Origin of the sequence: uncultured Tateyamaria sp. (assembly GCF_947504105.1) — a bacterium.
In the GTDB taxonomy this organism is placed as follows: Bacteria; Pseudomonadota; Alphaproteobacteria; order Rhodobacterales; family Rhodobacteraceae; genus Tateyamaria.
In genome coordinates this window covers 267,698-285,168 of sequence record NZ_CANNGP010000001.1, presented here as the reverse complement: position 1 = coordinate 285,168, position 17,471 = coordinate 267,698, and the positions used below count along the sequence as shown (strand labels likewise).

General features: G+C 59.0%; 15 protein-coding genes and 1 pseudogene. 10 read left to right on the top strand and 6 right to left on the bottom strand.

Annotation, left to right across the window (positions count from 1 at the left end; genetic code table 11):
• The first annotated feature begins 10 nt into the window (after window positions 1-10).
• The 3 genes and pseudogenes from Q1A75_RS01445 (at window position 11) to Q1A75_RS01435 (ending at window position 3,718) form a co-directional block, all read left to right on the top strand.
• Window positions 11-1,356: pseudogene (locus tag Q1A75_RS01445) on the top strand (FAD-binding oxidoreductase).
• A gap of 13 nt (window positions 1,357-1,369) precedes the next feature.
• Entirely contained in the window at window positions 1,370-2,536 is a 1,167-nt protein-coding gene (locus Q1A75_RS01440) for a M20 aminoacylase family protein (protein WP_299549847.1), read from the top strand.
• A 15-nt stretch (window positions 2,537-2,551) separates the two neighbouring features.
• Complete coding sequence (locus Q1A75_RS01435; protein ID WP_299549844.1) at window positions 2,552-3,718, top strand: M20 aminoacylase family protein; 1,167 nt, start codon at window positions 2,552-2,554, stop codon at window positions 3,716-3,718.
• A 49-nt stretch (window positions 3,719-3,767) separates the two neighbouring features.
• On the opposite strand, the gene Q1A75_RS01430 is transcribed toward Q1A75_RS01435, so the two are convergent.
• Genes Q1A75_RS01430 through moaA form a run of 3 tightly spaced genes read right to left on the bottom strand, consistent with a single transcriptional unit; the run spans window position 3,768 to window position 7,120 of the window.
• Complete coding sequence (locus tag Q1A75_RS01430; RefSeq protein ID WP_299549841.1) at window positions 3,768-4,817, bottom strand: glycosyltransferase family 4 protein; 1,050 nt, start codon at window positions 4,815-4,817, stop codon at window positions 3,768-3,770.
• Window positions 4,810-6,105 carry a 3-deoxy-D-manno-octulosonic acid transferase gene (locus Q1A75_RS01425; RefSeq protein WP_299549838.1) on the bottom strand — a complete coding sequence of 432 codons (1,296 nt, stop codon included), beginning with the start codon at window positions 6,103-6,105 and terminating at the stop codon, window positions 4,810-4,812. The genes Q1A75_RS01430 and Q1A75_RS01425 overlap by 8 nt, the downstream gene beginning before the upstream one ends.
• 7 nt (window positions 6,106-6,112) lie before the next feature.
• Complete coding sequence (moaA, locus tag Q1A75_RS01420) at window positions 6,113-7,120, bottom strand: GTP 3',8-cyclase MoaA (RefSeq protein ID WP_299549835.1); 1,008 nt, start codon at window positions 7,118-7,120, stop codon at window positions 6,113-6,115.
• Window positions 7,121-7,196: 76 nt separating this feature from the next.
• On the opposite strand from moaA, the gene Q1A75_RS01415 reads away from it, so the two are divergent.
• Window positions 7,197-7,646, top strand: a complete 450-nt coding sequence (locus Q1A75_RS01415) for a hypothetical protein (protein ID WP_299549832.1) — start codon at window positions 7,197-7,199, stop codon at window positions 7,644-7,646.
• 25 nt (window positions 7,647-7,671) lie between these two features.
• Here the strand turns inward: Q1A75_RS01415 and Q1A75_RS01410 are convergent, their stop codons facing one another.
• Genes Q1A75_RS01410 through glmU form a run of 3 tightly spaced genes read right to left on the bottom strand, consistent with a single transcriptional unit; the run spans window position 7,672 to window position 11,519 of the window.
• Complete coding sequence (locus tag Q1A75_RS01410) at window positions 7,672-8,346, bottom strand: DNA alkylation repair protein (RefSeq protein ID WP_299549829.1); 675 nt, start codon at window positions 8,344-8,346, stop codon at window positions 7,672-7,674.
• Entirely contained in the window at window positions 8,343-10,163 is a 1,821-nt protein-coding gene (gene glmS, locus Q1A75_RS01405) for a glutamine--fructose-6-phosphate transaminase (isomerizing) (protein WP_299549826.1), read from the bottom strand. Before glmS ends, Q1A75_RS01410 begins: the two co-directional genes overlap by 4 nt.
• Window positions 10,164-11,519 (bottom strand): bifunctional UDP-N-acetylglucosamine diphosphorylase/glucosamine-1-phosphate N-acetyltransferase GlmU, encoded by a 1,356-nt coding sequence (gene glmU, locus Q1A75_RS01400; RefSeq protein WP_299549823.1) that lies wholly within the window; start codon window positions 11,517-11,519, stop codon window positions 10,164-10,166.
• Between the two features lie 127 nt (window positions 11,520-11,646).
• On the opposite strand from glmU, the gene Q1A75_RS01395 reads away from it, so the two are divergent.
• The 6 genes from Q1A75_RS01395 to Q1A75_RS01370 all read left to right on the top strand — a co-directional run bounded on the left by Q1A75_RS01395 (window position 11,647) and on the right by Q1A75_RS01370 (window position 17,466).
• Window positions 11,647-12,312 (top strand): HAD-IA family hydrolase, encoded by a 666-nt coding sequence (locus Q1A75_RS01395; protein ID WP_299549821.1) that lies wholly within the window; start codon window positions 11,647-11,649, stop codon window positions 12,310-12,312.
• Window positions 12,313-12,392: 80 nt separating this feature from the next.
• A complete protein-coding gene (locus Q1A75_RS01390; protein ID WP_299549818.1) occupies window positions 12,393-13,592 on the top strand; it encodes a DegT/DnrJ/EryC1/StrS family aminotransferase in 1,200 nt (399 codons plus the stop codon).
• Between the two features lie 153 nt (window positions 13,593-13,745).
• Window positions 13,746-14,474, top strand: a complete 729-nt coding sequence (locus tag Q1A75_RS01385; protein ID WP_299549815.1) for a hypothetical protein — start codon at window positions 13,746-13,748, stop codon at window positions 14,472-14,474.
• Window positions 14,475-14,564: 90 nt separating this feature from the next.
• The gene (locus Q1A75_RS01380; protein WP_299549812.1) at window positions 14,565-15,728 is read left to right on the top strand and encodes an isovaleryl-CoA dehydrogenase; all 1,164 of its coding nucleotides are present in this window, start codon (window positions 14,565-14,567) and stop codon (window positions 15,726-15,728) included.
• Window positions 15,728-16,003, top strand: a complete 276-nt coding sequence (locus Q1A75_RS01375) for a hypothetical protein (RefSeq protein WP_299549809.1) — start codon at window positions 15,728-15,730, stop codon at window positions 16,001-16,003. Before Q1A75_RS01380 ends, Q1A75_RS01375 begins: the two co-directional genes overlap by 1 nt.
• Window positions 16,000-17,466 (top strand): AMP-binding protein, encoded by a 1,467-nt coding sequence (locus tag Q1A75_RS01370; protein ID WP_299549806.1) that lies wholly within the window; start codon window positions 16,000-16,002, stop codon window positions 17,464-17,466. Before Q1A75_RS01375 ends, Q1A75_RS01370 begins: the two co-directional genes overlap by 4 nt.
• Window positions 17,467-17,471: the final 5 nt, after the last annotated feature.

The following is a 17,471-nucleotide window of genomic DNA, read 5'->3' as shown; positions in this document are numbered from 1 at the left end:
AGAGGCTGCGATGACGGGTTTCCCCATCCACGAAGATCTGCCTGTTGCGTGGCCGGGCCCGCCACCGGCAGAGACGGATGTGGTGGTGATCGGAGGCGGGGTCATCGGAGTGTGTACCGCTCTCTATCTGGCTGAGGCGGGGCAGGGGGTTGTCTTGTTGGAAAAGGGGCGTATTGCGGGCGAACAATCGAGCCGCAACTGGGGCTGGATCCGCCAACAGGGACGCGATCCGGATGAATTGCCCATCATGGCAGAAGCCAACCGTCTATGGCGCGAACTGGCGCAGCGTACCAATGTCGATATCGGCCTGACGCAAGGTGGGGTGACCTATCTTGCGAAAACGGACGCAGATATGGCCCGCTATGCAGACTGGCTGCCATATGCCGAGGCAAATGGCGTGGACAGCCGCCTTTTGAGTACGGCCGAGGTGGGCGAACTGATCCCTGGAATGTCCCGGGCGTACGCTGGGGCACTATACACGGCGTCCGACATGCGTGCTGAGCCTTGGGTGGCGGTGCCGGCACTTGCCGGCGTGGCCGCGCGTGCTGGCGCAACGATTGTAGAGAACTGTGCCGTGCGCACACTCGATATACAAGCGGGACGGGTTGCGGGTGTCGTCACCGAAAAGGGCCGTATTGCTGCGTCCGGGGTCGTGCTGGCGGGGGGCGCTTGGTCCGCACTATTTCTTCGTCGTCATGGTATTGCGCTGCCACAGTTGTCAGTGCGTGCGACGGTGGCGGCAACCGATCCCCTCCCGATGGTCTATCCGGGTGGTGGCGCAGATGACGACATCGCATTTCGTCCGCGCAAGGATGGCGGCTATTCTCTTGCCGCAGGCGGCTTCCATGAGCTTTTTGTGGGACCGGATGCGTTTCGCGCATTGCCGAAATACCTGGCCCAATTGCGCGCCGATCCTTTTGGCACACGGTTTTTGCCCGCGGCACCGCGTTGCTATCCTGATGCGTGGTCGACGCCGCGCAGTTGGGATGCGGATGGCCAGAGCCCGTTCGAGGATATGCGGATTCTCAATCCGGCCCCAAACCACCGCAAAGTTGCGCAACTCACACGCGGGTTTCACGAGCTTTTCCCGATTTTGGTCCCATTCGCATCAAGACCGCCTGGGCGGGCATGATCGACACCATGCCCGACGTCGTGCCTGTCGTGGACCGGGTGGCTGCATTGCCCGGTCTGACCATCGGAACGGGTATGAGTGGTCATGGCTTTGGTATCGGGCCGGGCATGGGAAAGGTGCTGGCCGCTCTGGTCACGGGCAACGATCCGGGCCATGATCTGTCACGGTTCCGCCTGAGCCGTTTTTCCGATGGCAGCAAGATGCGCCTCGGCCCATCTGTCTGACAGGATCACAACGATGCCCATCAAGAACCGCCTTGCCGAGACCCATGCCGAGATCACGGGCTGGCGCCAACACCTGCACGCGCATCCGGAGCTGGATTTCGACGTGCATGAAACGGCGGCTTTCGTTGTGGAACGGCTGCGAGACTTCGGTGTTGACGACATCACAACGGGCATCGGCAAGACCGGCGTGGTTGCAGTCATCAAGGGCCGTACGGACACGAATGCTCGCGTTATTGGTTTGCGTGCCGACATGGATGCGCTTCCGATCGAAGAAGCGACAGGGCTCGACTACGCGTCAAAGCACCCAGGGAAAATGCATGCCTGTGGCCATGACGGGCACACATCGATCCTGCTGGGTGCGGCGCAATATCTGGCCGAGACGCGGAACTTTGACGGTACGGTCGTGCTCGCCTTTCAACCTGCCGAGGAAGGTGGCGGCGGGGGCCGTGAGATGGTCAATGATGGCCTGATTGATCGTTGGGGCATTCAGGAAGTTTATGGACTGCACAACATGCCGGGTCTGCCCACGGGCAGCTTTGCCATTCGGCCGGGGGCTTTGCTGGCCTCAGCAGATGAATTTGAGGTGACGGTGACAGGCAAAGGCGGCCACGCCGCCGCGCCACACCAGTCCATCGACCCCAATGTGGCGGCGGCCCATATCATTCTGGGCTTGCAAAGTATTGCGAGCCGGAACGTGGACCCGCTAGCCTCGGCTGTTGTGTCAGTCTGCGCGCTGCATTCCGACATCGACACGCACAACATTATCCCACAGGTCACACGGATGACCGGTACGGTTCGCGCGCTGGACCCAGAGGTGCGGGATTTCGTGGAGGCGCGCGTGAGCGAGATCGTAACCGCCACGGCGCAAGCCTACCAATGCGAAGCCAAGGTGGATTACACCGTTGGGTACCCGGTCACGATTAATCATGATGAACATACTGAGTATGCTGCAGCGGCAGCCCGCGCCGTTGCTGGGGATGTGATCACTGATATCCCCCCGATCATGGCGGCCGAGGATTTCTCGTTTATGTTGAATGCGTGTCCCGGCGCCTACATCATGCTGGGGAACGGGGATGGGCCGATGGTGCATCACCCCGAATATCAATTCGATGACGAAGCTATTCCCGCTGGCGCCAGCTGGTTCGTGGAACTGGTCGAACAACGTATGCCTGCGCAGTAACCAAAGGACGCATGAATGCCCATCAAGAACCGCTTTGCCGAAATGCACGCCGACATCACTGCGTGGCGACGTGACATCCATCAGCATCCCGAAATTCTGTTCGATACCCATCGCACCAGCGCGCTGGTGGCCGAAAAGCTGCGCGCTTTTGGCTGTGATGAAGTGGTTGAAGGGATCGGACGCACCGGCGTCGTGGGCGTGATCAAAGGGAAGGCTGATGGATCGGGCAAGGTCATTGGTCTGCGCGCAGATATGGATGCGCTGCCAATCCACGAGGCGACCGGCGTTGAATATGCGTCGAAAACCGACGGGGCCATGCATGCCTGCGGCCATGATGGGCACACGGCGATGCTGCTTGGGGCCGCGCAGTATCTTTCGGAAACGCGGATCTTTGACGGATCGGTTGTCGTGATCTTCCAGCCTGCGGAAGAGGGCGGCGGCGGCGGTCGCGAGATGTGCAATGACGGCATGATGGATCGGTGGGGCATTCACGAAGTCTACGGCATGCACAACTGGCCGGGTCGGCCTGTGGGCGAGTTTTCTATCCGTCCGGGGCCGTTTTTTGCGGCAACCGATCTGCTTGAAATCGAGTTCGAAGGTCTTGGCGGACATGCTGCCAAGCCGCACGAGACAATCGATACGACCCTGATGGCGTCTCATGCCGTGACGATGCTGCAATCGATCGTGAGCCGCAATGCGGACCCGATCGACCGGATCGTGGTGTCCATCACGTCGTTCGAGACATCGTCTAAGGCGTTTAACGTGATCCCGCAAACGGTGCAGATCATGGGTACGGTACGCACCATGAGTGCCGAGGCGCGAGATCTGGCTGAAAAGCGGGTGGTCGAGATCTGCGAGGGCGTTGCCAGCACCTTTGGCGGTGTGGCACGGGTGAATTACAACCGGAACTACCCGGTGATGGTGAACCATGATGAGCAGACGGAATTTGCTGCTGACGTGGCGCGGTCGGTGTCAGGGCAATGCGAAGAGGCTGCGTTGGTTATGGGAGGCGAGGATTTCGCCTTTATGCTGGAGGAACGTCCCGGGGCTTATATCCTTATGGGTAACGGTGACACGGCTATGGTTCATCATCCGGAATACAACTTCAATGACGAGGCGATTCCTGCGGGTTGTTCATGGTGGGCGGAGATTGTGGAGCAGCGGTTACCGATTGCATCGTGACTTCGTGTGACGCTCCTGCCTTTGGCAGATCGCCCCACCCGCCGTCCCTTCAGGAGCTTAGAAGTTCTCTGTAGATCGCGATGATGGCGTCCGCTTCCTGCTGAAGCTGGAAGTGGTTGACCATATGTTGACGAGCGTTGCTTGACCATTCCTTCAATCTGTCTGGATCGGCCAGCAGCGCGGTCGATGCATCTACCATCTGGTCGACATCACCAGCGTCGATGAGTGTTCCTGTCCGCCCATCGACAATCAGCTCTTCGAACGCGCCGACGCGGGTTGCGATGGCGGGCGCACCGCAGGCCATGGCCTCAAGCGGAGTGAGGCCAAAGCCCTCCCATCGCTGCGGCGCAATATAGATGTCGAGAGCCTGGTAGAGGCGGGGGGTTTCCCAGACGGGAATCTCCGGCAGGAAGAGCAGCCGATCAGCGAGGTCGGCTGCCTGCACACGAGCTTTGAGATCGTCGAGAAAACCCTGGTCCTTTTCGACGGCCCGGCCCATGACAATGGCGGCTGCGTTTGGATGATCGTTCAGTACCCGGATCATTGCATCAACGAAGACATCCGTGCCCTTTTGCGCCCGAATGCGTCCGAAACAACCCGCAAGCGGCCCACTGGGCAGGCCGAGTTCGTTTCTCAACACCGCCTTGTCAGGATGCGGCGCAAAGGTGTCGGTATCGATGCCGTGGTGGATGACCGTAGCCTCGCGTTCGAGGTAGCTGGCCGTCTTGGCAGATGTGGCGATGACCGCGTCCATCCGCGCGATCAGCGCCTTGGTCAGTCCGGTGTGGTGGCGCTGGCTGGCCGAGGTGAAGAGCAGCTTGAGCCGCTTGCCCAGCAGACCGCTCAGAGCCAAACCCGCGATCATCTCGACATTGCGCCGGGCGTGCCAGACCCGCGCGCCCGAGGGCCCGCTGCGCGGCATGGTCAGAAGGCGTGGCCAGGGGATGTTCGGTACGTCATCCGGCATTTCCGGTGCGCAGGCGGTGATGGCGATGGATTGTGCCTGCAACGGCACAAGCCGTGCGACAGTTGCCGTTACCCCGGAAAGCCGCCGTTTGAAATTCGGGGCAATGACGTCGATATCGGCAAGATCAGGCATGGGGGTCCATAGCCTGACCATCCATCAGAGAGAAGAGGTGCTGCGCAATCGAGTCCAGCACCTTTGTACCCGTAGGGGCGAGGGGACGGGCATTGGCGGCCAGTTGTGCGGCCCGGCTTGGGTGTGTGAGCAGAGCATCGACTTCTCTTGCAAGGGCTGTGCTGTCTTTGACCTGTACGCTCGCATCCTTCATCTGAAAGGCGGCATAGGCTTCGGCAAAGTTCGCGTAGTTTGGTCCATGCAAGATCGCTGTATGGGCTGCAGCAGGTTCAAACGGAGTGTGCCCCCCGACATCGGAAAATGATCCACCCAGAAACACTATTGGGCTGAGAGCGTACCACAGATCTGTCTCGCCCATCGTATCGGCAAGGTAGACCTGTGCAGGGTCATCCAGTGTCTGGTCTTTGCTGCGCTGCGCAACGCTCAGGCTGGCATCGCGGATCAGGGTCAGGATATCGTCTGCTCGCTCAGGGTGCCGAGGAACAAGGATCAGGCATAGGTTCGGGTGTGCCGTCAACAGGGCACTGTGCGCGGCCAGCACCTGCTCTTCCTCGCCGGGATGGGTCGAGACGGCGACCCAGACAGGCCGTCCACCCAGTGCGTTGTATGCCGCATCCAGCTGTTCCTGCTTCACACGTGGTGATCCGAGAATGGATTTCAGGTTAGTGGCTTGTTCAGCCGCGGCCAGTCCCATGTCGCGCAGGTGATCGCGGCTGCGTCGGTCTTGGCAATGTGCCCATGTGATCCCCCGCAGAACGTAAGATGCAGTTGCAGGAAACTTCTTCCATCCGTCAGCGCTGCGATCTGACAAACGTGCGTTGAGCAAGGCAATGGGCAGGTCACGGCGCGCGCATATGTCGAGCAGGTTGGGCCATAGTTCGGATTCGACAAGCACACACAGATCGGGGCGCCAATGGTCGAGAAAGCGGGTAAGCGGGCCAGTGCCGTCCAGCGGGCTGAATTGGTGTATAGTGCCTGCAGGCAGGTGGGGAGCAACGGCTTCGGCCGATGTGGCGGTGCCGGATGTCAGTAGGACCTTCACCTCCGGGGCCACGTCGCAGATGCGGGTGATCAGCGGCAGGACCGATTTCGCCTCACCCACCGACGCTCCGTGAAACCAGATCACTGTACCAAGTGGACGCTCGGCGCTGGCGTGTCCCAAACGTTCATGTGCGCGATCCACGGTAACACCAGCCCGGCGTAACTTGTTCACGGCAGAGCGCGCGGCAAAGGGAAGGGCTACCGCGCTGAGTGCGCGATAGAGTCGGAACAGGGCCGTGGGCCGCATGATGTACCTAGCCGCCCGTGTGGCTCATGTGCCGAGGCATCTGTCCGTCCAACCGTTGCCGGGAATAGTCGAAATCGTGCCCCTTGGGTTTGAGCGCAATGGCCGCGCGAATTGCATTCTTGAGCGGGCCGTCGTCTTCGGGGAAATCACGCAGCGGCGCGCGCAGCTCGGCCATGTCCTCTTGGCCGAGGCACATATAAATCTCACCCGTGCAGGTGATCCGCACACGGTTGCAGCTTTCGCAGAAGTTGTGGCTCAGTGGCGTGATGAAGCCGATCTTCTGACCAGTTTCCTCGAGCCGCACATATCGGGCAGGACCGCCCGTACGCTCGGCCAAGTCGGTGACGGTGTAGTGTTCGGCATATCGGGCACGCACATCTTTCAATGACCAGTACTGGCCTAAGCGATCCTCGTTGCCGATGTCGCCCATGGGCATGACCTCGATCCACGTGAGGTCCATGTCGCGCTCGGCGCACCATTGGGTGATTGTTGGCAGTTCGTCTTCGTTGAAGCCTTTGAGCGCAACGGCGTTGATCTTGATCCGCAGCCCCGCAGCCTGTGCGGCATCAATGCCGCGCAGCACTTGAGGCAGACGGCCCCAGCGGGTGATATCCGCGAACTTGCTCTCATCCAAAGTGTCAAGCGACACGTTCACGCGGCGTACACCAGCGGCATACAGATCTTTAGCGAACCGTTCCAACTGGCTGCCATTGGTCGTCAGTGTCAGCTCTTTGAGCGATCCGGCCTCGAGATGCCGCCCCATGCCGCTGAAAAAGGTCATGATATCCCGCCGCACCAGCGGTTCGCCGCCGGTGATCCGCAGTTTTTGCACGCCGAGGTCGACAAAGGTTGAACACATGCGGTCCAGTTCTTCCAAGGTCAGCAACTCTTTCTTCGGCAGAAAGGTCATGTTTTCCGACATACAGTAAACACATCGGAAATCACACCGGTCGGTGACGGAAACGCGCAGATAGGTGATGGCGCGCTGGAAGGGGTCGATCAAAGGGGCTGTCATAGGTTAATTGGTAGGCATCGCGTGGCCTAGCTGCAAGGGGCATTGCGCGACAATGGACCAAAGTCGAGGTGTGAGAATGCGTTGGATTGTGTTGAGTGCCTGCGTTCTGGGTGTGGCGGGATGCGATGCGTTGCCTGAATGGGCAGGCGGTTCCAGGCCTGCGCCAACTGCCGAGCAGTCCGTCGACACTGGTGTCTCCGCTCCGGAAACTGATGCGGATGATCCGGGTGAGAATCAGTCAACCACCGGCTCCGAAGGTAAACCGGAGGTTTCGGTGGGGACGCTCGGGCGCACCGTTGCATCCCTTGGAAATGCGGCAGAGCCCGGCTTGTGGCTGAAAACGCCGCTGGTATCCGTCGAACAGAACGGTCGGGTGTATTACGCCGAAACCAACAAGACGGTGGATGTGACACTGATCCCCATCGATGGACCGGACACTGCCGGCAGCCGTCTATCGCTTGAGGCGATGCAGGCCTTGGGAGCGCCGTTGACAGGTTTGCCTGACGTTGACGTCTTTGCCGGATAGCTGTTTGCCGGTCGGTCCGTGGCGGTCAGAGGTATTTGCCTGCTTCACGTCGCGCGAAAGGTTTCATTGCTTCGCTGTGCGCCTCAAGGAATGCCAATGCACGCGGTGTGTCGTGTTTTGAGAGCTCGCGGACCCACCATGCAATTGCTTTCTGGATGAACCATGTATGGTCCGGCACGTAGGTTGCAGCCCAGCCCAGCACCCGGTCGCGAATTTCGATATCCAGCGGTTTGGGATTGTTTTGCTTGGTCCATGGCAAGGTGATGACAAGGGCCGCGCGGCGTGTCCACATGCGGTCTGAGTGCGTCCACTTCTCGACCTGATCCAAACGTGTCGGATCGGCAACGAGCCGTTTCTGACCGGCCATGCAAGCGTGATCGGCGATGGCCCAGCTGTCGAAATCCGGCACCCATGATGCAATCAGTGCCCAAGCCTCATCATCGGGCCGGATGCGCGCCTGGGTCAGTAGTTTGGCTGCAGCGACGCGCGCTTCGTATATATCTGTCTGCCATAATCCACCTGCCAACGCGACGCGGGCAGGTACATCCAGAGCTTGCCGCCACTGTTTGGACAGATCATTCAGCACCGGGTTGGGCACGCCCAAATGCAGCCGCTCGGACTTGTGGTAGGCTTTGGCCCCTGTCGCACGTTCTGCGTCAGCATGGGCCTTGATCTGATCCAGTGTCTCTTCCGGTGTCATTCCACAGTCACGGACTTGGCAAGGTTACGGGGCTGATCTACGTCCGTGCCCTTGGCGACAGCTGTGTGGTAGGCAAGCAGCTGCGCTGGCAGGGCGTATAGGATCGGCGCCACGATATCGGGGCAGTCCGGCATCGCGATCTCGGACCAAACGCCATCGCCAGCCTCTGAAATGCCATCTGCATTCGACACCAAGACCACCTTACCCTTGCGCGCCATGACCTCCTGCATGTTCGACACCGTTTTGTCGAACAACCCGTCCTTGGGCGCCATGACAACTACGGGAACATGTTTGTCGATCAGTGCGATAGGACCATGCTTCAATTCGCCTGATGCATAAGCTTCGGCATGTATATAGCTGATTTCTTTCAATTTAAGGGCTCCCTCCAGCGCGAGCGGATACATAACGCCACGCCCCAGGAACAAGATATCGCGCGCCTCGGCCAACTTGCGCGCAGTACGCTTCATCGCAGCGCTCCGGTCTATGCCATGGGTCATAAGTGCCGGCAGGCTGCGCAGGGCAGATACGTGGTCGGCAAATGCTGTTGCATCGATTTCCCCACGGTCCAACGCTGCACGCAAGGCCAACATCAAAAGAACCGTCAATTGGCAGGTGAAGGCCTTGGTCGACGCCACACCAACTTCAACGCCCGCGTGGATTGGCAGGGCCAGATCGCTTTCGCGTGCGATGGAGCTTTCGGGAACGTTGATCACCGATACGATCTTGTCCGCCTTGCATTCGCAATAACGTAGAGCGGCGAGTGTGTCGGCCGTTTCGCCCGATTGGCTGACAAACAGGGCCAAGGTGCGGCCCGGGATGGGAGGTTCACGGTACCGGAATTCCGAGGCGACATCGACCTCGACTGGTATGCGCGCGATCTGTTCGAACCAATACTTCGCCGTCAGGCAGGCATAGTATGCTGTACCGCAGGCGACCATGGTCAGTCGGTCAATGTTTTTGAAGTCGATGCCCGGATCCGGCAGGGTGATTGTACCATCGCTGCTCAAGTAGTTTGCAAGCGTATTGTTCAGCACGCTGGGCTGTTCGGCGATTTCCTTGGCCATGAAGTGCTTGTGCCCAGCCTTGTCGACGCGGGCAGCGTCCATCTGGATCTGACGTACTGCGCGATTGGCCAGCGTTCCGTTGACATCCCGGATTTCAACCCCTTGGCGGGTGACAACGGCGCGGTCGCCTTCCTCCAGATACGTGATGCGGTCCGTCAATGGGGCCAATGCAATCGCGTCTGAACCTACGAACATTTCACCATCGCCATGACCGATCGCAAGGGGTGACCCCTTGCGCGCGGCGACAATCAGGTCGTCGTGCCCGTCGAAAAGAAAAGCTAAGGCAAATGCGCCCTCAAGCCGGGCCAGTGTCTTGAAGGCAGCCTCGACCGGTGCCGCACCTTGCTGCATGTGGTGGTGCGTCATGAGGGCGACAGTTTCTGTATCAGTTTCGGTTTCAAAGCTGATACCGGACTCTGCCAGTTCGGCACGCAACTCGCGGAAGTTTTCGATGATCCCGTTGTGCACGACGGCGACTGGACCTGCGCGGTGAGGGTGCGCGTTGCCCACGCTTGGTCCTCCGTGTGTCGCCCAGCGTGTGTGTCCGATACCCGCCTTGCCGGCAAGCGGTTCGTGCACCAGCTTGTCGCTCAGGTTCACCAGCTTTCCCACAGCACGACGCCGATCCAGGGTACCTCCGTTGATCGTCGCGATCCCAGCACTGTCATAACCGCGATACTCGAGCCGCTTCAGGGCCTCGACCAGAATGGGCGCCACTTCATGGTTGCCCAGAACTCCAACAATTCCACACATTTAGCTGCCTCTGCTCTGACGGGCCTTCTTGGCCTTCAATATTTCGAATAGTTTACGGGCCATACCTGGTTTTTCGACCTGTGGCGCGCGGGCGATGGCCAGTGCACCTTCTTCCACATCGGATGTAATGACAGACCCCGATCCGGTCATGGCATCGTCCCCCACGGACACCGGTGCCACCAGCATAGTGTTGGATCCTATGAATGCGCCTTTGCCAATCTCGGTCCGGTGCTTCATGACGCCATCATAGTTGCAGGTGATTGTGCCCGCACCGATATTGCTGGCCTCACCCACGGACGCGTCGCCGATATAGGACAGATGATTGACCTTGGCGCCTGCGGCCACTGCTGCATTCTTGATTTCAACGAAATTACCGACTCGCACGTCTTCGGACAACTCAGTACCGGGCCGCAGCCGGGCATAGGGGCCGACGATTGCGCCGCGCGACACGTGACACCCTTCCAGATGCGAGAACGCGCGGATGGTCGCATCGCTTTCGACCGTTACACCGGGGCCAAAGACCACGTTGGGTTCGATCAGCGCGTCGCGCCCGACGACGGTATCAAAGGACAGATACACCGTGTCGGGGGCCATCATTGTCACACCACTGTCCAGCAAGTCGGCGCGCGCTCGAGCCTGAAAGATGGCGCCCGCATCCGCAAGGTCAGAGCGGCTATCGACGCCTAGCGTTTCGGCCTCATCGCATTTGACCGCCGTGACCTTCAGTCCGCGCGCATTGGCCAGTTCTGGCACGGCAGTTAGGTAGTATTCGCCCGATGCGTTGTCGTTTGTGACCTCAGACAGAAGCTCGAACAGCACCTTTGCGTCACAGGCCATCAACCCGCTGTTGGTAAAGCGGATGGCGCGTTCATCTTCGGTGGCATCCTTGTATTCGACGATCTTGACCAGCCGGTCCTCGTCCATGACCAGACGTCCGTAGCGGGGCTGCAGCTCGGCGATGTCAAAGCCCAGTACGACGACATCGTGGGTGCGCCGGGCCTCAACCATGCGGGTGAGGGTGCCGGGTTGTAGAAAGGGTGTGTCACCAAAGACGACAACCACGTCGCCCTCAAATCCTTCAAGCGCTGCGCGGGCCTGATCCACGGCATGGCCGGTGCCAAGCTGCTCTTCCTGAAGTACCACCTGAACGCCTGGTTCAAAATCCATCGCTGACGCGCGCACCTTATCGCTGCCATGTCCGGCGACCACGATTGTGTGTGCCGGCTCAAGTACTGAAACGGCCCTGAGTGTGTGGTGCAGCATCGGGGCGCCAGCAATGGGATGAAGGACCTTGGGCAGGTCCGATTTCATCCGTGTGCCTTTGCCCGCGGCCAGGATGATTAGTGCAACGCTCATGGCTTTCTCTTTGTATTTTTGTTTGGCCCTGTTTATCCGCTGGGCGCAAAGGCGCAAGCGTGCGGCAATCAAAGAAGATTTCGGCTTGCAACAGGAACAGGCGGTCATCCGCCAGAAGGGGCGACGCATGGCGGCAGTGATTTTCGATCTCGACGGCACCTTGGCTGACACCAGTGGTGATCTTTTGGCTGCAGCAAATCATTGCTTTCGTGACATGGGGCTTGGCGATGTTCTGGGGGCTGAGGATGCGGGTGTGGCCCTGCGCGGTGGGCGAATGATGCTGCGCACCGGACTGACGCGTTTGGACCAGATGGATGACGCGGTGGTTGACCGATATTACCCCGTGCTTCTCGAAGCTTATGCCGCTGACATCAGCAGTCGAACCACTCTTTACCCTGGTGTCATGCAGGCAATCTCGGCCTTGTCTGATCAGGGCTATGCCATAGGCATTTGCACCAATAAGCCCGAAGGTTTGGCCGAACAGTTGATGCAGGATCTTGGGGTGCGCGATGCCTTTGGCAGCCTGGTGGGGGCGGATACACTGCCGGTGCGCAAGCCCGATCCAGAGCCGCTGTTTGAGGCGACGCGCCGTTTAGGGGTCGATCCGCAAACATGTATTCTGGTCGGTGACAGTGACACTGATCGCAATACTGCCCGTGCAGCAGGTGTGCCATCAGTCCTGGTGACTTTCGGCCCGTCAGGAGAAGACATGGCCGCGTTGGAGCCCGAGGCGCTGTTGGATGACTACGCGGCCTTGCCCACCGTGGTCACGGCGCTGTGCCCGCTGGGCTAATCCCGCAGCTTCGTTTTCGGAACCTGAAATAAGCAGCAGGCACCTTGACGGGTTCTGCGCCACATCCCACAAACGCGAGCATGACAGAACGTTTTACCGGCAGTTTCACCCAGCAAGAGCCCATACCCGAAGCGGGGATTGAAGCGGCTATTGCCGTCATGCGGCACGGTCGTTTGCACCGCTACAATACCGCCGATGGCGAGGCGTCGGAAACGGCGTTGCTGGAACAGGAATTCGCGGCACAAGTTGGCGCGCAATATTGCCTTGCCGTGGCATCCGGCGGGTATGCAATGGCCACGGCTCTGCGTGCCGTCGGGGTGCAAGCCGGAGAAAAGGTACTGTCCAATGCCTTTACCCTTGCGCCCGTTCCGGGGGCGATTGCGTCCATCGGGGCCGTGCCGGTGTTTGTGGGGGTGACAGACAGCCTGACCATCGATCTGGATGATCTCGCGGGAAAGCTTGACGAGGCAAAAGTGCTGCTTCTCAGCCACATGCGCGGGCATATCTGTGACATGGATCGCCTGATGGCCATGTGCAACGCGGCAAGCGTGACCGTGATTGAGGATTGCGCTCACACAATGGGGGCGGCATGGGACGGTATCGCTTCGGGGCGACACGGGGCCATCGGGTGCTATTCATGCCAGACCTATAAGCATGTCAATTCTGGCGAGGGCGGCTTTCTGATCACCGACGATCCACGTCTGGCGGCCAAGTCAATCATGCTGTCGGGTAGCTATATGTTGTTCGAACGTCATGTCGCCGCGCCGCCGAAGGAGGCCTTTGATGACATCAAATACCACACGCCCAATATATCGGGCCGGATGGACAACCTGCGTGCGGCCATCCTGAGGCCCCAGATTGCGGATCTGGCAACGCAATGCCAGCGTTGGAACGACCGGTATTATGCTCTTGAGACTGGTCTGCGTGATACACCCGGTCTGACGGTTATTGATCGACCAGAGGCGGAGACAATTGTCGGGTCGTCCATTCAGTTCCTGCTTCTGGATTGGGCTGGATCCGCAGTACGCGAGGTTGTCGCCCGCTGTGCTGCGCGCGGTGTTGAGCTGAAGTGGTTTGGTGCGGCGGAACCAGTCGCGTTCACCAGCCGCTATGACAGCTGGCGCTATGCTCCGTCAAAGCCAATGGCAGCAAGCGACCGAGTGTTGGCCGGTATTGTGGATATGCGCGTACCGTTAACCTTCAGTCTGGAAGACTGTGCCTTGATTGCCCGGATCATTCGGGACGAGGTCACACGCATCAACAATCGCATGACTGCTTGAAAAACCATATTGAGCGGATGACCGCCGCTAACGCGGGGGCAAAAGCGTTGTCCGGACACGAATTCCCGTGCGTCCCGGCATGCTCATGATAGCATCTGTTGCATCACGTGCGGCTTATGATCAGCAGCACGACACAGAACAATGCCATCAATCATGCACCACGAAAAGAAATCCGAAACGCTCGAAGTCCGAGTGAGCTTGAGTGAGAAATCCGCGTTCGCTGCCCGTGCGGCGGCGCGCGGCGAATCCATGAGTGCAGCCCTGCGAAGATTGATTGCCGAAGATGCCGTGCCTCGACTTTTTACCAAGGAGGCCCCAATGTGGACGAGACTGATTTTCGCCGGCGCGCCGGTTTTCATCACCATACTAGTCCTGGTATCCGTATCGCTTGTCGGTGCTGAGGCGGAGACCAAGACAGACTTCAAAGGCAATTTTCGCGGAAAGGACACCAATCGGGACGGCAAGCTTGACCGCAGTGAACTGGTCGCCGTGATGACCCATCGCATTGCCGAGACCGACGTGCCGCCTGCCTGCGAAGGCACGCAATGGGAGGAGCGGTGGAACGCGACGCCGGAAAAGTTGGCCGATGGCCATATGGAGTTTTATGATAGCAACGGTGATGGTGTGGCGACACTCAAGGAATACATCGCCGCTCATGAGCGCCAACGCGCCAGTGATTTTGTTGAGGCTGACGCGGATGGCAGCGGATACGTCAACGCCGAGGAGTTGGTAGCAGCCTACCGTCTGGACGAAGCCAAGATCAGTGCCGACTGCCGCGCCGCTATTGGCATGCAAGGTGCGGCTACAGTTCCCGAAACCATTGAGTTTTTGGACGCCGACAAGGATGGAAAAGTAAGCCTGCGTGAATTCGTCGACCATTGATGCCGCGCGGACTGGGACTCGACACTGAAATCCTTCCTCGTTATTATTGAACGAGCGTTCAATTTATTGGCGAATATCGGGGGAGGACCCATGTTCCACGCATCAATGACCTTTGATCTGGGTGACGAGATCGGCGCATTGCGCGATATGGTACACCGTTGGGCGCAGGATCGTGTGAAGCCGATGGCGGCCAAGATCGATGCCGACAACAACTTTCCGGCCGAACTTTGGCCTGAGATGGGTGAGCTGGGGCTGCTGGGAATCACTGTCTCGGAAGAGGATGGTGGCGCTGGCATGGGCTATCTGGCCCATACCGTTGCCGTGGAAGAGATTGCGCGCGCGAGCGCCTCTGTGTCTCTGAGCTACGGGGCGCATTCCAACCTTTGTGTGAACCAGATCAAGCTGAATGCGACGCCTGAACAAAAGGCAAAGTACCTGCCTGGGCTGGTTAGTGGGCAACATGTGGGCGCGCTGGCCATGTCCGAAGCGAGTGCGGGATCTGATGTGGTGTCGATGAAGCTGCATGCAGAAAAGCGCAACGACCGCTTTATTCTGAACGGCACGAAGTACTGGATTACCAACGGTCCTAACGCAGATACGCTGGTTGTCTATGCAAAGACGGATCCGGATGCCGGGCCCAAAGGCATGACCGCTTTCCTGATCGAACGGGATATGGTTGGCTTTTCCACACCTCCCCATTTCGACAAGCTCGGTATGCGCGGTTCGAATACGGGTGAACTGATCTTTGAAGACGTTGAAGTGCCGTTCGAGAACATCCTGGGCCGAGAAGGGCACGGCGTTGCTGTGCTGATGTCGGGCCTGGATTACGAACGGGTTGTGCTGGCGGGGATTGCCCTTGGCATCATGGCCGCCTGTCTGGACGAAGTCATGCCCTATGTCACCGAACGCAAGCAATTCGGCCAGCCCATCGGGAATTTCCAACTGATGCAGGGCAAGATTGCGGACATGTACGCTGGCATGAATTCGGCACGCGCTTATGTCTACGAGGTGGCAAAGGCCTGTGATCGTGGAGAGGTGACGCGACAGGATGCCGCCGCGTGCTGCCTTTATGCCTCCGAGGAAGCGATGAAGCAGGCCCATCAGGCCATACAGGCCATGGGCGGGGCAGGGTTTTTGAACGACGCGCCGGTTGCCCGCATTTTCCGTGATGCCAAACTGATGGAGATCGGTGCCGGGACGTCGGAAATCAGGCGCATGCTGGTGGGGCGTGAACTGGTTTCGGCCATGATGTAATGCCGCTTCAGGTCGTCATTACCACGGCCACCTTGGTCGTTCTGGCCGCGCTTGGTGGGTTCTGGCTGGGTCAGCGACAGGTGACGCTGGACGCCAGCGGCGTGATCGAAGCTGTGGCCGATGCTCATGTGGTTCAACACGGTGGGGATCGCAGCCAATGTGTAGGATGGCCAGGTGATGACAGGGCTGTTTTTTTTGTTCGTTGTGCTGCATCGCTGTATTCGGTGGACAGATGGGGCCGGGTATCGCTGATCGATCAAGGTGGCGGCACATGAACATGGCGGCCCAATGTCTGGCACAACCGGCAGATCAGGTTGCGATCATAGATTTACGGCCTACCGGGCGTGTCGATGTAACCTATGCTGATTTGTCTAAAATGGTGGATGGGCTGGCCCGGGCGTTGCAAGCACAGGTGAAACCCGGTGATCGCGTTGGCGTTCTACTGTCGCAGACGCCCTGGTGTGCTGTAGCGCATTTGGCGATCTGGAAAATAGGCGCAATTTCAGTACCTTTATTCAAACTCTTTAAGTCTGATGCTTTGCGTACACGCATCAATGACGCAGGCGCTTTGTTGGTTCTGACCGATGCAGAAGGCATGGAACTGGTTGGCGGTCTAACATCCTGTTGGCTGGCTAAAGATGCGGGCATTCTTGGGGATCCTGTCCCGTTTTTTCCTGCTGCACCGGAAACGCCTGCTATTGTGATCTACACGTCTGGCACCACCGGCACGCCCAAAGGTGCGTTGTACGGGCATGGCGTTCTGGATGGGCATCTTCCCGGCGTTACACTCAGCCACAACCGGCTTGGCCAGACTGGTGACTGCCTGTGGACCCCCGCTGACTGGGCATGGATAGGGGGGCTGTTCGATGTCCTGATGCCGGGTCTTGCCATCGGTGTGCCGGTTGTCGCCGCACGTATGCCAAAGTTCACAGTTGACGGATGTGCAAAGGTCATCTCGCAAGCATCTGTGAAGAATGTATTTTTCCCTCCAACCGCTTTGCGCATGCTGAAAGCCGAAGGGGCACAACTTGACGGCTTGAGGTCCGTTGCGAGCGGGGGTGAGCCGCTTGGGGCCGAAATGCTTGTTTGGGGCCGTCACGCGCTGGGCGTCATGATCAATGAGTTCTACGGCCAGACGGAATGCAACATGGTCGTTACATCCTGTGCGGCGCAGTACGAAACCAAACCGGGTTGCATGGGACGACCTGTTCCCGGTTTTGACGTGGCCGTCATTGACGAGAAGGGCGACATCACGGATGGCGAAGGTGACATTGCAATTGGGCGTGGTGCGCCGTCCATGATGCTGGAGTACTGGCAACGGCCTGAGGCAACAGCCGAAAAGTTTCGGGGCGATTGGATGGTGACAGGTGACCGCGGTCGCCAAGACGGAATCGATATCCGCTTTATCGGGCGCGACGATGACGTCATTACCTCTGGCGGGTATCGGATTGGCCCAGCGGAAATCGAAGACTGTCTTTTGACCCACCCCGATGTTGCCACAGTCGGCGTTGTGGGCAAGCCTGACGCGCTGCGAACAGAGATCGTCAAAGCCTATGTCGTGCGAAAACCGGGAACGAACCCGGACGTTCAAGCGCTGCAATCCTTCGTGAAGGATCGGCTCGCAAGTTATTCATACCCAAGAGAAATCGAATTTCTAGATACCTTGCCCATGACCGTCACAGGCAAGGTTATTCGCAAAGAACTCAAGGCGCGTGCAGCCCGTGAGATCCGCGCATGACGCGC

Coding starts and splice junctions, on each gene's coding strand:
- Q1A75_RS01440 (WP_299549847.1), top strand. CDS start 1,370: ATGCCCATCAAGAACCGCCTTGCCGAGACCCATGCCGAGATCACGGGC.
- Q1A75_RS01435 (WP_299549844.1), top strand. CDS start 2,552: ATGCCCATCAAGAACCGCTTTGCCGAAATGCACGCCGACATCACTGCG.
- Q1A75_RS01430 (WP_299549841.1), bottom strand. CDS start 4,817: ATGCCTGATCTTGCCGATATCGACGTCATTGCCCCGAATTTCAAACGG.
- Q1A75_RS01425 (WP_299549838.1), bottom strand. CDS start 6,105: ATGCGGCCCACGGCCCTGTTCCGACTCTATCGCGCACTCAGCGCGGTA.
- moaA (WP_299549835.1), bottom strand. CDS start 7,120: ATGACAGCCCCTTTGATCGACCCCTTCCAGCGCGCCATCACCTATCTG.
- Q1A75_RS01415 (WP_299549832.1), top strand. CDS start 7,197: ATGCGTTGGATTGTGTTGAGTGCCTGCGTTCTGGGTGTGGCGGGATGC.
- Q1A75_RS01410 (WP_299549829.1), bottom strand. CDS start 8,346: ATGACACCGGAAGAGACACTGGATCAGATCAAGGCCCATGCTGACGCA.
- glmS (WP_299549826.1), bottom strand. CDS start 10,163: ATGTGTGGAATTGTTGGAGTTCTGGGCAACCATGAAGTGGCGCCCATT.
- glmU (WP_299549823.1), bottom strand. CDS start 11,519: ATGAGCGTTGCACTAATCATCCTGGCCGCGGGCAAAGGCACACGGATG.
- Q1A75_RS01395 (WP_299549821.1), top strand. CDS start 11,647: ATGGCGGCAGTGATTTTCGATCTCGACGGCACCTTGGCTGACACCAGT.
- Q1A75_RS01390 (WP_299549818.1), top strand. CDS start 12,393: ATGACAGAACGTTTTACCGGCAGTTTCACCCAGCAAGAGCCCATACCC.
- Q1A75_RS01385 (WP_299549815.1), top strand. CDS start 13,746: ATGCACCACGAAAAGAAATCCGAAACGCTCGAAGTCCGAGTGAGCTTG.
- Q1A75_RS01380 (WP_299549812.1), top strand. CDS start 14,565: ATGTTCCACGCATCAATGACCTTTGATCTGGGTGACGAGATCGGCGCA.
- Q1A75_RS01375 (WP_299549809.1), top strand. CDS start 15,728: ATGCCGCTTCAGGTCGTCATTACCACGGCCACCTTGGTCGTTCTGGCC.
- Q1A75_RS01370 (WP_299549806.1), top strand. CDS start 16,000: ATGAACATGGCGGCCCAATGTCTGGCACAACCGGCAGATCAGGTTGCG.